The sequence below is a fragment of the Egbenema bharatensis FJBBOT/2019 genome (genome assembly GCF_048077055.1).
In the GTDB taxonomy this organism is placed as follows: domain Bacteria; phylum Cyanobacteriota; class Cyanobacteriia; order Elainellales; family Elainellaceae; genus Egbenema; species Egbenema bharatensis.
This window is the reverse complement of sequence record NZ_CP182236.1, coordinates 1,537,827-1,557,257: the sequence shown is the minus strand read 5'-3', so window position 1 is coordinate 1,557,257 and position 19,431 is coordinate 1,537,827. Positions and strand designations below refer to the sequence as shown.

The following is a 19,431-nucleotide window of genomic DNA, read 5'->3' as shown; positions in this document are numbered from 1 at the left end:
TCCGGCTAGATTTTTCCAAATGTTACAAACTTAACTAGCTGAGATCCTCAAAAATAATGCAAAATAAGCGGAACGCATGGTGAAGGAGTCTTGAAATGAAACTGAGGCAACTGCTAACCACCTTATCCAGTTCTGCGATTGTGCCGGAGCATCCCGCCCTGGATGCTGAAGTGAAGGGACTGGCGACCAATTCCCACGCTTGTCAGCCCGGAGATTTATTCATTGGGATGCCAGGAACCCGTGTTGATGGTGGCGAATTCTGGTCCAGTGCCATTACAGCCGGAGCGATCGCAGCGGTAATTTCCCCCACGGCGGCCCAAAAACCAGCTCCCTCCCCAGAGTTGCAAAACTCCTGCCTGATTCCCTTCGCCGACATGACCCAGGCCTGCGCTCAACTGGCCGCTGCCTTCTACGGCTACCCCACCCAAAAGCTGCAATTGATTGGGGTGACCGGAACCAACGGCAAAACCACGACCACTCATTTGATTGAATACCTGCTGGATCAGGCTCAGAAATCTACGGCTCTGATGGGAACCCTCTACACCCGTTGGGCAGGCTATCAGCAGACCGCGATTCACACCACTCCCTTTGCCGTTGAGCTGCAACAGCAATTCTCTGAGGCGGTTGCCGCAGGCTGTGAGTATGCCGTGATGGAAGTCAGTTCCCATGCGCTGGCCCAGGGGCGGGTTCTGGGCTGTGCCTTCGATGTGGCGGTCTTTACCAACCTGACCCAGGATCACCTGGACTACCACAAGGACATGGAGGATTATTTCCAGGCAAAAGCCCTCCTCTTCGATCCGGCTTACCTGAAAGGGCGGGCGATCGTCAATCTGGATGATCCCTATGGTAAGCGGCTAATCGAACAGCTCGATAGGGATCAGGTCTGGTCCGTACAGCGTTGCGGATGCCACTGCCGATTTATGGACGAGTGATTGGGTGTACGAGCCGGAAGGGGTGAAGGGCATTCTGCACACGCCCCAGGGAGAAGTGCCGTTCCAGTCGCCTCTGGTCGGTCAATACAACATTTCTAATCTATTAGCAGCCGTTGGGGCAGCCCTTCAGGTTGGCTTAGAACTGGAGACGATCGCCCAGGCACTTCCCGGCTTCTCGGGTGTACCGGGGCGGATGGAGCAGGTGCAGGTAAGCCCTGACCAGGACATCAGTGTCATTGTCGATTATGCTCATACCCCTGATAGTCTGGAAAATTTGCTGAAGGCCGCTCGTCCCTTCATCCAGGGACGAATGATCTGTGTGTTTGGCTGTGGGGGGGATCGCGATCGCACCAAGCGTCCCCAGATGGGAGCCATTGCTGCACAACTCTCCGACTGGGCGGTAGTTACGTCTGACAATCCCCGCACTGAAGTCCCAGAACGCATCCTTCAGGACATCCTGGCAGGCATTCCCGACTCAGAAAGTCCCACGGTGATTTGCGATCGGGCTGAGGCGATCCGGGCGGCTATCCTCCAGGCAAAACCAGGAGATGGGGTTTTGATTGCGGGTAAAGGACACGAAGATTACCAGATTCTTGGCACGGAGAAAGTCCATTTTGACGATCGGGAACAGGCTCTGGCGGCATTATCGTTGCGGATGGAGCCGTCGAAGTAAAGGTCGTTGGGAACAGGGGCGATCGGCTTTCAAAAAAATGTCTGACTTTTTACGAACAATCTCGCTTCACTTCGGCTAAGTTTGATATAGTAGAGAACTGAAGCGCGGCGGCATAGCCAAGTGGTAAGGCAGAGGTCTGCAAAACCTCCACTCCCCAGTTCGAATCTGGGTGCCGCCTTTAATTCGCATGACAAAAATTAGCCGAAACCCTTTATTTTTCAGGGGTTTTCTGTTGTGACTGAGCACATTATATTGCGCAATTTTCAAATGGGTTGCGCAACAACCTTTTTAAGGCATTTTTCGATGAATTCAAATGAGTTGCGCAAAATTGTACAGATTTCAAATGAGTTGCGCAATCACCCGGCGAAATTATCCAAGTCCTGCTCAATTCCTACAATTGTTGTAGATAGAGCATTTTAAGACCTTTAGGTGGATTGAATTTTAGTAAATGAGTTGCGCGAAATAGAACTATTGCAAATGGGTTGCGCAGAATTACGTCAGTTTGCAAATGAGTTGCGCACTTGTACGTTTTCACGAAAAATGGTGCGGCTTTCAAATTTGTGGTGCATAGCTCAGTTTTACCCACATTTTAAGCCTTTCAAATTCTGTCAGCCGTTGTCAGCCGTCACCCTATTTTGCGCTACCGTCGCATTTGCTGCGCTGAATAAGAAATAGGAGAGACGCAATCCCCTTTCTGTAATATGCATACACGATGACTACTTATCGTACCCAGGAAATGAAATGACGCGATTCGCAAACCAGTAGCACAAGCATTGGCATCCGGTGACGGCTGCCCAAAAACTAAAAGTGGGTAGGATGCCCAACATCCTACCCACTACTCTGCAATTTTTAGTAGTACGCCATCTCAAGTCAGCTCATAACGCTTACCGTAGGCAGTACGGCTGCACTGAACCGATCGACAAACTTTTGAGGAAAATTTGCAGACTTCTGCCTCTTTCAACCTACCCGGAGATCAGTATTGAACCGATCGTTTTTCAAGCCTTGCAGTTTTGGAGTAGCCCGCTTTCAACCCACCCACGAGCGGGAGGGCGATTGCAACTCATCTCGTTGTCTGTTGGATCTTAAGCGCACTGAGTCTTTCAACCCACCCACGAGCGGGAGGGCGATTGCAACTCCCGGACTTGAAAGCCTTGCCTGCCTTGGTTCTGTAGAACGGTATTGGCAATCCTAATAAATTTCCTTAGTAGCAATCAGCTAGCATAAGAACTCATCTGATTGCTAATGCAGAAAACCTTGAGTAGCAAGGGGTTCAATCTTTGACCAACCTCCCAGCAAAGTTGACCTTGCTTCGGTTTGCCAGATTGAAGAAAAGGGGTAGGCTCAACCCATGCTTGGGGCGTATGGTAGCTATCCACCGACTGCAACAACACAATGCAGTTGTCGGCATCACACGTATCTCTGTATCCTTAAAAATAGAGACTGTCTATTCCTAAGAACTGCTTCCTGAGATGCTGACGCAATTCACCTCGTGTCTTGTTCGTGTTGTCTCCTGCATCAAGCAGGAAACTTGTATCGCACGACTCGACGGAAGCGGACAACTACCTGGGACGGAAAGCACTGAAACTGACCCATCTAGCTGCATAGCAGCGCGTCAAAACTTGATAAAACTAAATCTGTCAAGCTTCAAAAACTCTGTTATGTCACGGGACTCCAGGGGGCACCGCTCTCGCCATCATCGCCGCCTTGTCTCGCAAGGCACCTTCTTTGGGTTGCCACCGAGTTGTCACTGGAATTCTGGCGTGAGTCGTATACTGGCGAATCGCGTGAAGAAGATTCTTGTAATTCCAACGATGCATACGCATTCTTAGCTCCTTGAGATATTGTTTTTGAAGTTGGACATTGTCACCTGAAAACTTCTGCCTGGCTTTTGCCTGAATCTCGCATTCAAAGTTTTCCCTGATATTTCCTAATTCAGGTAAAACGATCATCCCGACTTGATAGGTCTGGCACAGTTGCACAATTCTCTTAGCCAACAAACGATTGAGATACTGTGCCAGGTTGGACTCCTGATTACTGCGCTTGTATAATCCACGTTTCTGCTCCTCCTGGCGTTGGGTCAAGTTTTTCTTGCGATGTTTGCGCCATCGTTTCACCAATCGATACTGCTGCAATTGAAGTTGTTCAAGGCTTCGTCCGCCTTTGAGCATGCCTTGATGTTTCTTAAGGCGCTCCTCAAGGACATCAGAACGGTGTTCGGTCAATAAATCTTTTACCTTCTGAAACTCAAGTATCTCCTGGGTTTGCGTGTTGACTATGGCAACGGCAACAATGGCAAACTTGCTGACAACCACGACTGCTGCAATATCGCTTCGCCCTTTATACAGCAGACGACTGGGACGAGCAGGAGGAGGATTTTTAGAGCGAGCCAGGGTGGTTTCTTTCTTTTTAATCGTTGTTCCTCCCCTAGCTTGCGGTGTTTGTCGCTCTTCCTCCACTCGTTCTACTGCTTGCGGTTTGGATGTTGCAGTTTCCGGCTTGAATTGATCAAGATATTGCTGGGTTGTAGTCGTCTTTTGTGCGATTACCTCTTTTGTTCCCTCAGCGGTTAACAACCGAGAATCGATCGTGCAGTGAAGATAAAGACGGTGAGATTGCCAGGGAAAAATGGTATTGATACACAAGAAGCTGATGATCCACGAGTCGAGTTCCTTATCCGTGACCGTTTCCTCTCGCTGCATCGCAAAGAGAAACTTGAGCCAAAGCAACGAAGTGGTAGAGGCACGTTTCCTTTGTAATCGCTCTGTGTCCTCCTTCCAGACGAGACGTGCAGAGCGAAGGGTAAAAATTCCTCCCATAAACTTTTCGGTGTCCTTCCGTTGCTTCTGCACCTCCCGATCAGTTAGAAATTGCTTAAACACAGGCAACTGACGACGATCGCAATAGACCCCAAAGCGATGATTTTTTAATTCTTTTCCCGCAAAGCGCACGCAAAGCCGTTCCTGCACCTTTTGCTTATGTTTGGGTTTTCTACGACGTTTTGGAGTCCGATGCGACTGCTGTTTCTGTCGAGTCGTCCCTGGATTCGGGTCAACCTGTTTTAATGACCAGTACAAGTCACCAGCACTACCGAAAAGAATAGGATAAGGCAAAGTTTCGTAAAGGGTTGAGACAAGTGCTGCCCGCGCAGAATCTCCTTGCTCCCATGCATCAAATTCAGCATTACCCGCCTGCTGATGATAGACATAGCCTAAAAAAGGGATGATTAAATGCGACTCATCGTTTGGATTTCGCTGCAATACTTGATGCCAGTTTATCCAAAACTTTGCAGGCACAAAGGTTAAATGGTCGGCAAAGGCGATTGCCTGAGCAAGGTTGCTGGCAAACCGTTCACCTGTTGGATCACGTCCATCCGGCAGTCGGCGCTCTAATTGCTTTTCGAGCCGTGCGATTTGAATACGCTTTTTCTCAAGGCGCAGTTTCAATGCCTCTAGATCTTCTTCTGCATCGTTAACCTGGCAACCATTCTTCAATAAGTGCGCGATCGCACGGCGTTCTAGAAGATCTTGCGACTGCTCATGCCTGTCGAACAGGATTGTCATGATCTCACGATGACTTTTTGATGTCTCGCCTGACTTTTTTGAGGACTTCTTTTTTCGCTTCTGCTGAGATTTCTCATGTTGTTTGGAAGCTTGAGACAGAATTTCAGATGCCTGAGTTTGAATCATCTGAGGGCTGAAATCAGTATGCTTTGCCACCTCTAAATCGTTATCCAACACCGCCAACCACTTCTTCTTCCCCTGAAGCTTGTAGGAGTGTTGCTGGTGCAATTTAAGCCAAGATTGGTAGATATAGAAAACCAATAGAGACGCTGAGGTATAAAACCGACGAGGTAGCTCTATAAATTGCTCCTGTTCTGGACTTTTAAATGGTTCACAAAGCTCTACAACAGCTTTTTCGGATATCGTCCCACTGTTTTTCCATTGCTCAAAATCTTTGTGCTGACTTACCTGAATTAGCAGCTCATTGACCAGTAAAGTGTGCTTAATGCTCCACTGCCAGAAGTCCTGTCGAACCTTCTCGTCAGCACCAAGCTTACACAAGACTGTTTCATTAAAGCCAGTGCCCTCCTCCAATTCATTCATGATTCGTTCTCCTAATTTAATTTCTTTGCTCTAATCCTTCAGTCCTTCGTTAAAACTCCGCTCAGTCAGCCACAGTCAAGATCGAAGTTTTCCTATCAAAATTTATTTTTAAAAAGCATCTTCTGGAGAGTTGAGCCAAGTCTTGCCTCCCTCTTCTACCTGCCGTATTATTTGCAAATAAAATCCCAATAGTTTTCCAGTCAAGTTGTCACTAATTTCTTCAATTAGTTTAACAACAATCAATTCGAGCTCGTCTTCTTTTAACCCCACTGCTTCCGTTTCAAAGTCCGAGTCAGCGAAGTTGTCGATTCTTGCTAAAAGGTCGCAAATTGCAGCATCAATCCGTGCCGAAGGTGTTGTAAGTTCTACCATCTCATTATCCTTGAACTGGATTGAAAGAATTTTTGGCAATGTTAATACGGGTGCCAAATTCCCCCAACTGCCTGAATCACCGGATTGAATATTGAACCGATGCTGACGAGAGTGGATGGAAACGGCAAATTCAGTCAAAATTTGGAGTAGGTAAACGTTAACCCAAACTCAATGGAGGTAGGCAACTAGGGATGTACCAATCGACAGGTTTTATTAAATAAGAATCTAGCAATAACTATACAGAGCTTTGAGGCTGTTTGCAACACCTTGTCTCGAAGCTGGCTTTGAGCGCAAAAAAATCAGGGAGAGAAATTTCTCCTGGGACTCATGGAACCTATAAAGACAAGTCCGAAGTCCTTGTTTGATGCTTGGAACTGCTATGTCGTTGACGTTCAAACCCGGCAGTCTGAGCGGCAAGCTTATATGACGATCGCTCGGACTAAAACCGCCATTATCCGTTATCTGCTTCCCCACTGGGGATTGCCTCCGTTTTCAAAAACCAATCTAACGCGCCAGGAAAATGAGCAGGCGTTAGACTTTATGAAACAAATCGAGCTTGAACAACTGCAATTTGGTTTGGTCGCGCAAGACCACGTCTTTCAGGCAAACCAGGTTCCAGATCGGCTCCAACGCACCTATCGCGCTGCCCTAAATCGCTTCCTGCTCTGGTGCCAGGAGCAGGATTGGTTTAAGGCGGCTGTTGGGGGAGAACCCAAACTGCTTCAGCCTCTCAAACCACCTAAGCGATCGGCGGAAGAGATCCGAAAAAATAAGAGGAACTTACAAGCCTACGATATGCCCTACCAGTACGCTTTGGGGGTGGTGAAGGGCGATGTGATCAACCTTAAACTGCAACAAGAGCTTAATGCGTACAGGCAATTTAGACTGGCTCCCGATTTGCCAGCCTTTAAGCCTGTGAAATCTATTACCGTTGATCAGGAGTTAGCGACCATCCATCAGGTTCTCGGTTGGCTGTATCGATTTGGTGGGGTCAACAACGACGATCTAAGCCTGAATTGTATTGCTCCTTACGCTGAATCAGGTTCACCCGATGCTGAGGCGGCGGCACAACAGGGGATCGCGTTGGTCAGCGATTACATCACCTGGCTACAAACCCCTTTAGCAGAGGGAGGCAGGGGCAGCACCAACAAGCACTATGAGCTTGGGGTCTTGGCAGTTCTCCTCAATGTTGCTCGGTTTATCTATCGGCATGAAGTGAGCCAAAACCAATCCGTTGCGCTTATCCAGGCGTTGAAGAAGCTCAAAAGGCAGCAATACAGCCTGAGTCTGCAACAATCAGAACAACGAGTTTCAGCCAATGCACAAGATCGGGTGACGGAGTGGAAAGAGGTCTTGGCGATCGTGGAACACTTAAGGTCAGAGTGTTTACCGCGAGCATTATTAAAAAACCAAACCCGCAAACAACCGATTCAGTACGGGCATCTTCGCCCACTCACTGCGATTGCTCAAAGCTATCAGAAGTTTCTGTTGTTTGCCTTAATGAGTTATATTCCTCCGAACAGACCGCAGGTTTACAGAAACCTGATCATCAAACAAGACAATGCCGTTCCCCAAGCGGACTGGAGTGGCTACCTTTATCAGAATGGCAAGTCCTGGTATGTGAGCGTTTGGCAAAACGCTAAGTCCGAACCCCCGCTCAAGATTCCCAATTTCGAGTATCCCGATGGACGGTGCTTTTATCAATATCTGCAAGAGTGGCTCGTTGAATACGTTTACGTTGACCCAAAAGGCGACCACTATGAAGTCAAGGGGTTAAGACAAGCGTTTGAGCCTCAGCATCCCTATTTGTTTACGCGCAAGAATGGGGAGAGATACAAAAGAACTACCGAGTTAACCAAAATTGTCAGAGAGACATCCTACGGGATAACTGGGAAAACGCTTGCGCTTCGCCAATTGAACGCTCTCTTCAATGCACAGATCCAACAAACTGAATTGGAGACCAGTGAAGTGGCAAGGAGATTGGCTCAGGAGTTCATTGATGCTTACCCTGTGTTTGAGTAAGGCCCCCATCTGTTGTTGAAGAAACGTAACAAGCAGGAAATCACTCCACTGCTCCATATGGGCAAGAGCTTGGCAACTTCGGCAATCCCAGATAGCTGATCCACTCCCCGAAGCAGGCACTCTTTGATTGCAGAATTGCAGCCACAATTTCACTAAAACCTTGGAGATGGCGTTGGTCTTTCGGGTGTACCCATTGACGCAATTAGTTTTGCAGTTGACGATACAAAAGGGGTATTTCCATGTGTTTTGCTGAGAGTTGGGGAACTTAAGCGTCTCATGAAATGCTCCTTCTCAGCTATCCCTGTCTCAATTGAGACCTCGACAGGGTAAGACTTTCAAGACTTTTCTGCACCATTAAAGATGATCTCTAAAGAGCACACTTATCTAGTTCCAGAAGCTGAAAACTTGAATAGCGGTAGAGTTAGCTAATCTGTTAAGAACATCATTGACAGTGGCATCCTTCAACCAAGCTTGCATGAATTCATGAATCTGAAATTTGGCAGGTAAAAGATCTTGATAAATGGATTGCTCTGAAGACTCAAACAAGAAATTGAATAAAGGTTGATATGCTTGAGGATTTTCTGGGATAGAAGCCCAGTCAATTCTGGAGTGAGTCAACAGTGAAACTGGGCTAGCTTGGAAAACTGATTGTTGAGTAAAGAGACCAATTGCTTTGTTAACCAAGTAACCGCCAAATGTATAATATCGAGTGCCTTCAATTGACTGAATAAAAGGAATTTCATTAATGTGGCAAATTTGCCTGATTCCAGCTAGCCAACTATCAATCTGTTGATTTAAAGATTTGGATAGTACATCAGCTTGAATATCTTCTCTATGAATTAATTGCCATATTTGATTATATAAAAAAGAGTCAGTTCCTAATCCTTTTCCTGAGTAGGAGAAATTAACTGTTTTGCCTTTCGACTGAGTTGGTTCAACTAAAATTGCTTGAGAGGAAACTTTGCAAACTTTCCAGATTTGTCCTACAAAACGAACTAAAGTACCTGATCTAATTTTAAGGATATTATCAACTGGCACTTCCCCTAAAGATTTTGAACCGTAGCATACTTCGACCTGTCGAGAGCCAATGCCAAAGTTGCCGTAGATTAGCCGATAGTCTTCAAGCCTATAAAGATTGTCAGCTGCACCATATTGATTTTTGAAACCATGCTTCTGCAAATATTCTTTGCTAGACAATTCATCAAGGATTGCTTCTAGTTTTGGTCTATCAAGATACTTTTGGTGGTCAAATAGCTTGTATAAGTCGGAAACGCGAGTAAAACGTCCTTTATCTGAAGCAATCATACTAAGGCATTGCTGCCCAACTGCTCCGTATAACTCATATGGAGATCGCAAGGGTAGCTGTCCCTTTTGAGCAGTATCAATTAAGGCAAGAAAACTGAGTGTATCTTCAATATGATTTGAAGTTTGATCAGTGACTAAACAGATGACATTTGTTTGGTTCTCTCGGCGGTTGCTACGCCCAATTCGTTGGAGAAAAGACTCCACTCCACTGGGCACACCCCACAGAATAACAGCATTGATATTACCAATATCGATCCCTAGTTCCAATGTGCTAGTGGAAATACAAATGGCATGTGACTTTGCTTGTGAAAACTTGTGTTCAATTTCTACTCGCACTTCAGCTGAGAGTGAGGAGTAGTGAGTAAAAACTTCTAGACGCAGGCTCCTCTCCTGTTGAAGAACACCAGCTAGGCGTTCACACTCTCGTCGTGCATTACAAAAAACTAATAGTTTAGTTGTAGGATAGCCTTGTGTTAGCTGCTTGATACACTTTATAAATTCTGCTTCGTGATTAATATGACGAATGTGCGATTTGATCGCTCGGTGTGCAGAAAACTCAAGAAACTCTGCTTCTTCTGTACCAAAGAGAAAATCTCGAACATCAGATAACCTTCCAACCGTTGCAGATAAGGCAGCCCATTGTAGTGGACGTTCTATTTTCTGTTTAAGTCTTTGAATCAAAACAGATAATTGTAATCCTCGTTGGGTGTTGTAAAGTAGATGAACTTCGTCAATTACAATAGACTGGATATTGTCTAAAGCAGCATCTTTCCGAAAAGAAGAACGTCTAAAGATTCTGGAGTTGTGATTAGAACGTGTGGCTTAAAACTGGATTGAAGATCATCTCGATCGCCATGCCGTATACCTACTCGAAGCCCGATTTTCTGTAGGACAAGACTTGTATCCGTACACAGGGTAAAGCAGAAAGAGTGAGCGATGTGAGGGTAAGTCTGCTAGGCTAAAACGCATGGAATCCCCGAATGCCTTTTTAAGCGAAATTTCAGCAGAGGACTGGGCCAACACACCGGAGAGTGTCAAGCAGTTGGTGCAGCGTCTATTGGAGCGTATTGAGGCATTAGAGGCAGGCCAGCAAGCGTTACAAGAGCAAATTCAGCGCAATTCCAAAAACTCCTCGCAACCGCCTTCGCAAGACCCTCCGAAGGGATTCAAGGCTACCCCGAAAAGAAAAGTGGGAAAGCGCGAGGCGGACAACCGGGACATCCGGGACATTCGCAGGAACTTTACCCGCCGGAACAATGTACGCGCATTGAGGATCACTACCCTGAGGTGTGTTGCGAATGTGGACATCGCTTGAGAGGGAAAGATGCCAATCCGCAACGGTGTCAGATCGTAGATTTGCCACCGTTACAACCGATTGTTTTGGAACATCGCTTTCATGCGTTGGAGTGCCCCCAGTGTGGGGTAAGCAGCCGTGCCTATGATGGCGAGATTGTGGATGGTTGTCGCTATGGGGAAAGGCTGTGTGCATTAGTCGCACTGTTGAGTGGAGAGTATCGTCAAAGTCACCGGATGGTGGTGCGGCTGTTGAGTGAATTGTTTGAGATTCCCATCTCCGTGGGCAGTGTCGGACGCTTGCGGCAACAGATGAGTGAAGCGATTGAGCAACCCGTCGAAGCGGTTCATCGCTATGTGCAGCAGCAACCCGTTGTTGGGATAGATGAAACGAGTTTGCCTCAGGGTAACGCCGATGGGAACAATGGCAAGGGGAAGCGAGGCTGGTTGTGGGTGATGGTAACCCCGTTGGTGTGCTATTTCCAGGTGGCGTTAAGCCGCTCTCAAGCCACCGCTCAAAGCATCTTAGGAACTGATTTTGCTGGGATTGTCAACAGCGACCGCTACAGTGCTTACAACTGGTTAAACTTGCAATGGCGACAATTGTGTTGGGCGCATCTGAAACGCGATTTCACCAAAATTGCCGAACGGGGTGGGGTGAGCCAGACCTTGGGAGAGCAACTTCTCCAACAGCAAGAGAAATTATTTGAGTTATGGCATCGGGTGCGAGATGGAACCTTAGCACGCCCCCAATGGATAGAAGCCGTAGCACCCATTCGACAACGGGTGAAAGCACTGTTGGAAGAAGGAGCGGCTTACCCAATTGGGACCAGAGAAAAGACACCTTTGGCAAAGACGGTGCGAACCTGTCAGCAGTTACTCAAAGTAGAACCTGCTTTATGGTTATTCGTCACAACCGTTGGAGTAGAGCCAACCAATAATGCAGCAGAACAGGCGATTCGTCCAGCAGTGTTGTGGCGACGCTGTAGCTATGGCTCCCAAAGTGAGGCAGGCAGTTTGTTTGTCGGACGAATGATGACGGTTGTAGCAACGCTGCGGCGGCAAAATCGCCATGTCCTCGATTATCTCACCGATGCTTGCTATGCCAAGCGTCGGGGCTTGCCTGCCCCTTCTTTACTTCCGCTTCCCGACCTACAGCGATCCTCCTGACTACCTTGCTAACCCTGTGTACGGATACCAAGACTTAACCTCTTTTCTAGATCGTTAACTAGGGCTTTAGTCGGTGCAATATACAGTATTGTGAGGGCATCAGCTCGAATTGTTTGTCGCCAGTAGCGGCTAACAAGCGGTGCCATCACTGCTTCAGTTTTTCCTGAACCTGTGCCAGAAGACAGTATTAGGTTTTTCCCTGAAACTAGTGGCTCGATCGCAGCCTCTTGAGCAGGACGTAAGTTTGAAAAATCTCCATAGAAGGTAGATGCGATACGCTGATCTAGTAAGTTAAGAGTATTCATCGTCTTCAAGTAATTGATCAAGACATTTAACCACTTCACAGATGGTATAGCGAGTGCGATCCTGTAGGGGCGTTGATGCTGCTTTAACAACGATACGTTTTAGAGACTTCTCAACTGTCAATGTGTTCGTGTCCAAGTCATAAGCAATTCCATGAAATTGCCGGATTTTCTCGGCTAGTTCTTGTAAATGGCTTTCTTCTAAGGGACTCATTTCAAAGGTTGGTAAGGCATCAAAGTGGCTATAGTCGTAGTCCCAACAACCTTTTGTCATCAAGCGGTGTTTGCATTTCTCTACAAAGCCAGGAGTGATTGCAAAAAAGCTCATGCCTGTAAAGAAATTACCAAAAAAGAACTGAAATAGGTTTTGAAAAGCTACTTTTTGATGTTCGATATTGCTAATGTTATAAACAATATCTTCAAACTCATCAAATAGAATGATTAAACCACGAAGCTTAGAAGCTCTTGCTAGTGTGTCTAAATCTTGAATCACATGCCATGATTGAACATAAGCATCACGCTTGAAGTTGAATAATGATGCTTTAGTTGTATAACTAGACCATTTAAGCGAGCCGTTAACTTGTAGCTCTTCTCGGAAAGAGATTTGAGTTTTTCTGATAAGCTCACGGTCTAGATCAGTTGCCTTATATCCCCCTGCTTGATGCAGCCAATCTTCAATCAAATTTGTGTTCGCTCTACCGCTTACCCATGCTCTTAAAGCAATAAAAATGCTAGGAGATTTAATGATTCTGGAGTAATTCCAGCGGTTGTTATTGGTAATTTGACTCCAATTGCTAGCAACCTGCCCTTTTTTTGACTGTGAACTAATCCAGTCGAAAAATGAAGCAATACCCTTCTGTTTAACACCTGGTACTTCTAAACCACGGCATATTGCACCAAAAATTTGATCCATTCGGTTGAAACGAACAGCAGATTTAGCATCTAGCGTGACAGAACTCACTGCATAACCCTCTTTTAATGCCGTTTCACGAATGAATTTTAGTAGGTGACTTTTGCCAGAACCATAATTTGCCTTCAGCAGCAAAGCTGTTGATGAGGGCTGCTGAAGGGTTGTAGTTAGGGTATTAATTTCCTTGAATCTGCCTACAGTAAAGTAGCGGACGTGCCCTTCGGGTGGAATTCCTAGCCGAAGGGATTCGATCGCCTGTTGTGCTTCTATATTCATCGACTATTCCTCACGCAGTCGATCCATGACGTTGACGTAGATTTCCTCAACGGTTCTTTCTTCACCTTCTTGGCAGTCATCGAAGCATGTAACCAAGGCCGTGACCATAACTCGCCAGAAGCGCACCCCAGCAAACTCACTGTGCTGAGAAAATAGATCTTTTATGAATAACTTAATTTTCTGGTTAGACGGTAGTTCTGCTTCTGCCTCCGGATAGGCTATGGTGTAAACTTGACGAATTTTGCTGGCAGCAGCCTGATAATCTTCTAGGCTTATAGAAACTTCGTCGAAGTTCCAAATTTTATCTAGTGCCTTTGGTTTCCGAGACTCAGGTTTGCCAATTCGTCCAGACAGAGCACCGTAAATGATAATTCCGTGCTTTGGATCGTTGAAGAAGTCCGGAGTCGTAGCATAAATCAGAAACAAACCTGAAAGAGCCTCAATGTTATTGATAAGAGATAGAAGGTTGTTATGTGCATCCTTAAGTGAGGATTTCCGCATGATTGAGTAGGCTTGCTCTGCCTCGTCAAATAAGATGACCAAACCTCGATAACCTGCTAGCTTGATGAACCCTGCAAGCGATTGAAGCATCAACTTAGCATTATCTTTGCTAACAATTTTGTTTACTCCAAAGCGTTTGCTATAAAAAGATTTTGAGCCTTCTCCACTAAACCATTGCAAAATTTCAGCTCGGTTTTGTTCCTGAATCGCAGGGTCAGGAGATTCTGGCAGAAAAGTCTCCCAATACTTCTCAACCATCTTCCGAAAATCAATGTCGATGCTGCGATCGACCATAAGGGCTTCTCTAGCTTTCACAAAGTCTTCATAGGAAAACCCATTCTCTGTTGACGTACTACCCTTGGATAGAAAAGCAAGGGATTCTTTTAGTACCTGTCCAAAGGGTGCAATTTCAGAGCCGGATCCTTCCTCAAAACAGGATGGTGTAGCAATGTTTTTAATGATTGAGTAGAAGACACGCTCAAACTTATTGAGGGCAGCATCATCGGCATTTAGCTGAACGTTGGAGACAAGGCAGTTATTTTCAAAAGAAACTTCCCGAAACAGCCTAAAGAAGTGAGTTTTGCCTGCTCCCCATGAACCACTGATAAAGCGGATAGTGCCCTTTTCCCCAATGCTACTCAAATGGAACTTTTTGAGTATCCGTACACAGGGTTAGCAAGGTAGTCAGGAGGATCGCTGTAGGTCGGGAAGCGGAAGTAAAGAAGGGGCAGGCAAGCCCCGACGCTTGGCATAGCAAGCATCGGTGAGATAATCGAGGACATGGCGATTTTGCCGCCGCAGCGTTGCTACAACCGTCATCATTCGTCCGACAAACAAACTGCCTGCCTCACTTTGGGAGCCATAGCTACAGCGTCGCCACAACACTGCTGGACGAATCGCCTGTTCTGCTGCATTATTGGTTGGCTCTACTCCAACGGTTGTGACGAATAACCATAAAGCAGGTTCTACTTTGAGTAACTGCTGACAGGTTCGCACCGTCTTTGCCAAAGGTGTCTTTTCTCTGGTCCCAATTGGGTAAGCCGCTCCTTCTTCCAACAGTGCTTTCACCCGTTGTCGAATGGGTGCTACGGCTTCTATCCATTGGGGGCGTGCTAAGGTTCCATCTCGCACCCGATGCCATAACTCAAATAATTTCTCTTGCTGTTGGAGAAGTTGCTCTCCCAAGGTCTGGCTCACCCCACCCCGTTCGGCAATTTTGGTGAAATCGCGTTTCAGATGCGCCCAACACAATTGTCGCCATTGCAAGTTTAACCAGTTGTAAGCACTGTAGCGGTCGCTGTTGACAATCCCAGCAAAATCAGTTCCTAAGATGCTTTGAGCGGTGGCTTGAGAGCGGCTTAACGCCACCTGGAAATAGCACACCAACGGGGTTACCATCACCCACAACCAGCCTCGCTTCCCCTTGCCATTGTTCCCATCGGCGTTACCCTGAGGCAAACTCGTTTCATCTATCCCAACAACGGGTTGCTGCTGCACATAGCGATGAACCGCTTCGACGGGTTGCTCAATCGCTTCACTCATCTGTTGCCGCAAGCGTCCGACACTGCCCACGGAGATGGGAATCTCAAACAATTCACTCAACAGCCGCACCACCATCCGGTGACTTTGACGATACTCTCCACTCAACAGTGCGACTAATGCACACAGCCTTTCCCCATAGCGACAACCATCCACAATCTCGCCATCATAGGCACGGCTGCTTACCCCACACTGGGGGCACTCCAACGCATGAAAGCGATGTTCCAAAACAATCGGTTGTAACGGTGGCAAATCTACGATCTGACACCGTTGCGGATTGGCATCTTTCCCTCTCAAGCGATGTCCACATTCGCAACACACCTCAGGGTAGTGATCCTCAATGCGCGTACATTGTTCCGGCGGGTAAAGTTCCTGCGAATGTCCCGGATGTCCCGGTTGTCCGCCTCGCGCTTTCCCACTTTTCTTTTCGGGGTAGCCTTGAATCCCTTCGGAGGGTCTTGCGAAGGCGGTTGCGAGGAGTTTTTGGAATTGCGCTGAATTTGCTCTTGTAACGCTTGCTGGCCTGCCTCTAATGCCTCAATACGCTCCAATAGACGCTGCACCAACTGCTTGACACTCTCCGGTGTGTTGGCCCAGTCCTCTGCTGAAATTTCGCTTAAAAAGGCATTCGGGGATTCCATGCGTTTTAGCCTAGCAGACTTACCCTCACATCGCTCACTCTTTCTGCTTTACCCTGTGTACGGATACCTTTTTGATGCCCTCAATCAGCTTTTCATTACCAACTGAGTAAGCATTTACTCCTCTAATAGGTGGAATACCACTTCGGAGAGACTCGATAACTTGAGTAGCACTGCTTCTGTTCATACTTTTTACTTGAATACTACAAAACCAACGTATCCTCGCCCATCCTTACCATAGAGAAGCATTCCTCGGTTTTCATCTTTGGTTTGCTGTAGCTCAAGGCATCGACCGTCGATCTCCACAGGACCTTCTTTAACTAACTGAGAGAGATCAATGAGAAATTCGTCGGTGCGGAACTTATCCTTATTCTTCCCAAGTCGTCGAGTAATATCACGAATGGATATGGAATCCCCATCTTTTTTCTTCTCCTGCTTAAGAAGAGCCAGATATTGAGCACGGAGCATCTTTAGGAAGGCTGCTCCATCAAATTTCCGTTCAAAGAGCCGTTGATGTTCGCGTTGGATGCCTTCTACGATCGCACCTGCATCGGCTGGCATCTCCCAAAGTGCCTTTGCCTCATAGTTTGATAACCGAGCAGTCTTCTTACTCTCATTAATTGTCAGTTTGAAGAAGTTGTGATCAAACAGGTATGTTGGGTGCCTGCTTTCCTTATCAATGGGAAGATCAGCATCATTACAAGCATCAGCTAGGGTTTTAGGAAAGTGTACAGGACTAAATTCGGACGCCTGTTCTGCTGCTAGATGGTAAATTTCCTCAAATGCCGCCATTGCCGGATGATTCTCGGATACCATTGTTTTCAACACTGAAGCTTGCTGTTGCTTGAGATCAAGGATGTGGAATATCCATCCCTTGCTGAGAAAGTGAAATAGGGCTGCTAGAAGTTGATGGATTTGCTCTGCTTTTTCGGCTTCCGCTTTTAGATCTGCTGCCTTTTGAGCCGCTTGCTCTGCTGACTGTTTTGCCTGTTCTATCAGGTTTTCAGGGAAGGAGTTCATATATAGTTCCTCGACGTAGCAATCTAATTATCAACGCTTGAGTAGGTAACGCTCAGGTTGCTAGAATCCTTGTAATGAAGGTGAAACTCTTCTTTCAAGGATAAGTAAGTAAATTCAGTTCCTGAATGAAGCGAAAATCGCGTTGATTTTTACTTAATAGGGGAACCTGGTTCTCGATCGCAGTTGCCGCAATCAGGGCATCCGCAATCAGCAATCCGTAACTGAGAAAATAGTCTTGAAGAAGTTGGGTAGCGCGATCGCTAATCTGGTTGGTCAGTATCAGGACTTGGAACTGGGCAAGGAAGCGATTGAGAGTTTGTAACTCGGACTTATTGCGGCAGCCAACGATGAGTTCCATAACAGTCACGGTTGAAACAGCCAGAGCGGAGGTTTGGCTCTCGGTTGTGAGCCGAGCTTTGGCGATCGTGCATTATTCGCAATATCAATGAGGATATCGGTATCAACCAAAATTTGAGCCATATCAGGTACGCCAGTGCTGTTGCCGAACTTGTCTAACCCATGCCGTGCTGTCTTGCATCTCTGGTTGATCGCTCCACATGCCGACGAATAGCTCGTTTTCCAGGTCTAGAGGGGCTGGGGGTGGGGTTTGTTCATAGGCATAGCGTTGTTTGAGAAAGGCAACGAAATCTACCACAAGTTGTTGGGCGGTTTCGGGAAGGGATGAAATATCGTCTCTCAATTGCTCAAATTCTGGCATGGTATCGTCCTCTCAATTGAAGGTTCATAAGCTTTCAGGTACTTATTCTCTGTCTTGTAGGTATTTCAAAATGTCCCAACGGGTAGCGATTCCTAGTAACTTTTCGCTCTTTTTCCCGTTCTGCGTAATCAGAACTGCTTCTAGGAAAAGGTTGTCAGAGAACTGTTCGATTACTTCATCAACTGATATATCACGGGCTATAAAACTGCAATTCGTTCTTATTTCTTCTTCTGGGAGCAGTTTTGTAATCAGAATTTCTTCAAATTCAATTAGCGTGAGATTCGTTACAGTGTGGCGTGCAAGCCAGCGGGTAATACCATTTTCTGTTAGAAGTCCAATGAAGCGATCGCCTTCATAAACTGGAAATTGGGAATAATCACACGCATTAATTCTTTGAAATACCCAAGCAAGCGGTCTTTCGGGAGTTAGCGTTTCAACTTCTCGCTGAAATGTGGGAATCACTTTTAGAGGATTAATTAAGCGATCGCGGAATTGCTTCACCTGTTTAATCGTTCTCTCACTAGGAACAGCAGGGTACTGACTTGGTTCCGTTGTTTGATGAACTAAAATGTTCCTCAAATCTGCTAAGTTCCGAAGCTTCTGGCGATCACTACGCCATGCCTTGCGTCGGTCTATGTACTGGTCGATAAGCCTTTTGAATTCAGTTTGCTCGTTTTCCTTAAGGGTCTGGCGTAGATAGGCTTCAATATCATTGAACGTGCTGAGAAACGTTTGGCAACGGGTTTGCTCTTCTTGTGATAACTGCATACCTTATCTCCTATTTCTCGTTGTTTATTAAATGGGCAACGCTCGGATCGGTAGGGGGTGGATCGAGCAGGGTTTGATAGGGTTTCCCTGTTTTCATTGCCTCTGACATTGCATCGTAGATTTCTAAAATCTTGTCTTTGGTGCGATAGTGCCCGTGTTTCTGTTCGTCTTTTCGTTTGACGATCGGGAAGGTTTGCGGAATATGAATATCTATAGGGAAAAAAGCAAATTCTGAAAGGGTTGGGTGTTTTTCCATCGGTAAGTTTTGAAGTCTCGTTGATCGACTGAGAGGATACGCCCATGTCCTAAATGTTCTGCCAGAATGATTAGCGAGGCATCCGCAAGATCCATTGGCAGATTAGCGTATTGTTGCATCAGCATGACGATTTGAGGCTTATGGTGATGTTTTAGGTCGAATAGTTCAATTTGGTCAGTGGACAGGCTATTTAGAAAGCTGACTTGGGCGAAGTTACCCATCCGTGTGAGCAGGAGATAGCAAGTCTCTGTGACAACGCACCAAGTTGTAATCAGCGGTTCGTTAACTCGACTGAGGGCTTGTTTAGCTTGCTGGTGATATTGATCGCGATCGCTAGCAAGGGCAAGCCAGAATCCAGTATCAGCGATGATCATATTTTTTCTCAAGCTCTTCTTGGAGAACGGTTTTATAGTTAACTGAGAGATCAGGTTCAGCAGAGCCGCAACCGATGAACCCAGATTGGGTCAGGGCTTCTAGTGGGGTTTTGGGAGGATGTTGCAGTTTCTGATAATATTCGTCGATCGCAACTTTGAGAATGGTTTCTGTGTCTTGCCCTGTTTGTTGCTGAATGTAAGTCAGTTTATTTGCAGCATCGTCATCGAGTTGAGTGGTAATTTGCATGGTTTTGTCCTC

General features: G+C 46.4%; 14 protein-coding genes, 1 tRNA gene and 3 pseudogenes. 4 read left to right on the top strand and 14 right to left on the bottom strand.

Annotation, left to right across the window (positions count from 1 at the left end; genetic code table 11):
• Positions 1–95: 95 nt before the first annotated feature.
• Positions 96–1,605, top strand: a pseudogene (locus tag ACM1PF_RS07300) (UDP-N-acetylmuramoyl-L-alanyl-D-glutamate--2,6-diaminopimelate ligase).
• A 106-nt stretch (positions 1,606–1,711) separates the two neighbouring features.
• A tRNA-Cys gene (locus ACM1PF_RS07295) sits at positions 1,712–1,783 on the top strand.
• Positions 1,784–3,266: 1,483 nt separating this feature from the next.
• Here ACM1PF_RS07295 and cas12k read toward each other — a convergent pair.
• Together cas12k and ACM1PF_RS07285 are read right to left on the bottom strand one after the other, a co-directional pair.
• Entirely contained in the window at positions 3,267–5,708 is a 2,442-nt protein-coding gene (gene cas12k, locus ACM1PF_RS07290; protein ID WP_416673628.1) for a type V CRISPR-associated protein Cas12k, read from the bottom strand.
• Positions 5,709–5,816: 108 nt separating this feature from the next.
• Positions 5,817–6,218, bottom strand: coding sequence for a hypothetical protein (locus ACM1PF_RS07285; RefSeq protein ID WP_416673626.1), 402 nt, complete (start codon positions 6,216–6,218; stop codon positions 5,817–5,819).
• Between the two features lie 189 nt (positions 6,219–6,407).
• Here ACM1PF_RS07285 and ACM1PF_RS07280 point away from each other — a divergent pair, with 189 nt between their 5' ends.
• On the top strand, positions 6,408–8,102 hold the full coding sequence (locus ACM1PF_RS07280; protein WP_416673623.1) for a hypothetical protein: 1,695 nt from the start codon (positions 6,408–6,410) through the stop codon (positions 8,100–8,102).
• A gap of 384 nt (positions 8,103–8,486) precedes the next feature.
• On the opposite strand, the gene ACM1PF_RS07275 is transcribed toward ACM1PF_RS07280, so the two are convergent.
• Positions 8,487–10,088 (bottom strand): helicase-related protein, encoded by a 1,602-nt coding sequence (locus tag ACM1PF_RS07275; protein ID WP_416673620.1) that lies wholly within the window; start codon positions 10,086–10,088, stop codon positions 8,487–8,489.
• A gap of 286 nt (positions 10,089–10,374) precedes the next feature.
• On the opposite strand from ACM1PF_RS07275, the pseudogene tnpC (ACM1PF_RS07270) reads away from it, so the two are divergent.
• A pseudogene (tnpC, locus tag ACM1PF_RS07270) lies at positions 10,375–11,870 on the top strand (IS66 family transposase).
• Between the two features lie 8 nt (positions 11,871–11,878).
• On the opposite strand, the gene ACM1PF_RS07265 reads toward tnpC (ACM1PF_RS07270), so the two are convergent.
• The 11 genes and pseudogenes from ACM1PF_RS07265 to ACM1PF_RS07215 all read right to left on the bottom strand — a co-directional run bounded on the left by ACM1PF_RS07265 (position 11,879) and on the right by ACM1PF_RS07215 (position 19,419).
• Positions 11,879–12,175, bottom strand: a complete 297-nt coding sequence (locus ACM1PF_RS07265) for a DEAD/DEAH box helicase (RefSeq protein ID WP_416673618.1) — start codon at positions 12,173–12,175, stop codon at positions 11,879–11,881.
• Complete coding sequence (locus ACM1PF_RS07260) at positions 12,162–13,358, bottom strand: BREX system ATP-binding domain-containing protein (RefSeq protein ID WP_416673616.1); 1,197 nt, start codon at positions 13,356–13,358, stop codon at positions 12,162–12,164. Before ACM1PF_RS07260 ends, ACM1PF_RS07265 begins: the two co-directional genes overlap by 14 nt.
• A 3-nt stretch (positions 13,359–13,361) precedes the next feature.
• Positions 13,362–14,501 carry a BREX system ATP-binding domain-containing protein gene (locus tag ACM1PF_RS07255; RefSeq protein WP_416673614.1) on the bottom strand — a complete coding sequence of 380 codons (1,140 nt, stop codon included), beginning with the start codon at positions 14,499–14,501 and terminating at the stop codon, positions 13,362–13,364.
• Positions 14,502–14,543: 42 nt separating this feature from the next.
• Positions 14,544–16,039, bottom strand: a pseudogene (tnpC, locus tag ACM1PF_RS07250) (IS66 family transposase).
• Positions 16,040–16,228: 189 nt separating this feature from the next.
• Positions 16,229–17,056: a hypothetical protein gene (locus ACM1PF_RS07245; RefSeq protein ID WP_416673612.1), complete on the bottom strand. Its 828-nt coding sequence runs from the start codon at positions 17,054–17,056 to the stop codon at positions 16,229–16,231.
• Positions 17,057–17,150: 94 nt separating this feature from the next.
• Positions 17,151–17,414 (bottom strand): type II toxin-antitoxin system VapC family toxin, encoded by a 264-nt coding sequence (locus ACM1PF_RS07240; protein ID WP_416673610.1) that lies wholly within the window; start codon positions 17,412–17,414, stop codon positions 17,151–17,153.
• A gap of 123 nt (positions 17,415–17,537) precedes the next feature.
• Positions 17,538–17,774 carry a hypothetical protein gene (locus ACM1PF_RS07235; RefSeq protein WP_416673607.1) on the bottom strand — a complete coding sequence of 79 codons (237 nt, stop codon included), beginning with the start codon at positions 17,772–17,774 and terminating at the stop codon, positions 17,538–17,540.
• Between the two features lie 42 nt (positions 17,775–17,816).
• Positions 17,817–18,542 (bottom strand): CBS domain-containing protein, encoded by a 726-nt coding sequence (locus tag ACM1PF_RS07230; RefSeq protein ID WP_416673605.1) that lies wholly within the window; start codon positions 18,540–18,542, stop codon positions 17,817–17,819.
• A 10-nt stretch (positions 18,543–18,552) separates the two neighbouring features.
• Entirely contained in the window at positions 18,553–18,798 is a 246-nt protein-coding gene (locus tag ACM1PF_RS07225) for a hypothetical protein (RefSeq protein WP_416673603.1), read from the bottom strand.
• Complete coding sequence (locus ACM1PF_RS07220; protein ID WP_416673600.1) at positions 18,753–19,172, bottom strand: type II toxin-antitoxin system VapC family toxin; 420 nt, start codon at positions 19,170–19,172, stop codon at positions 18,753–18,755. Before ACM1PF_RS07220 ends, ACM1PF_RS07225 begins: the two co-directional genes overlap by 46 nt.
• Entirely contained in the window at positions 19,159–19,419 is a 261-nt protein-coding gene (locus ACM1PF_RS07215; RefSeq protein WP_416673597.1) for a CopG family transcriptional regulator, read from the bottom strand. The genes ACM1PF_RS07220 and ACM1PF_RS07215 overlap by 14 nt, the downstream gene beginning before the upstream one ends.
• Between the last annotated feature and the right edge of the window lie 12 nt (positions 19,420–19,431).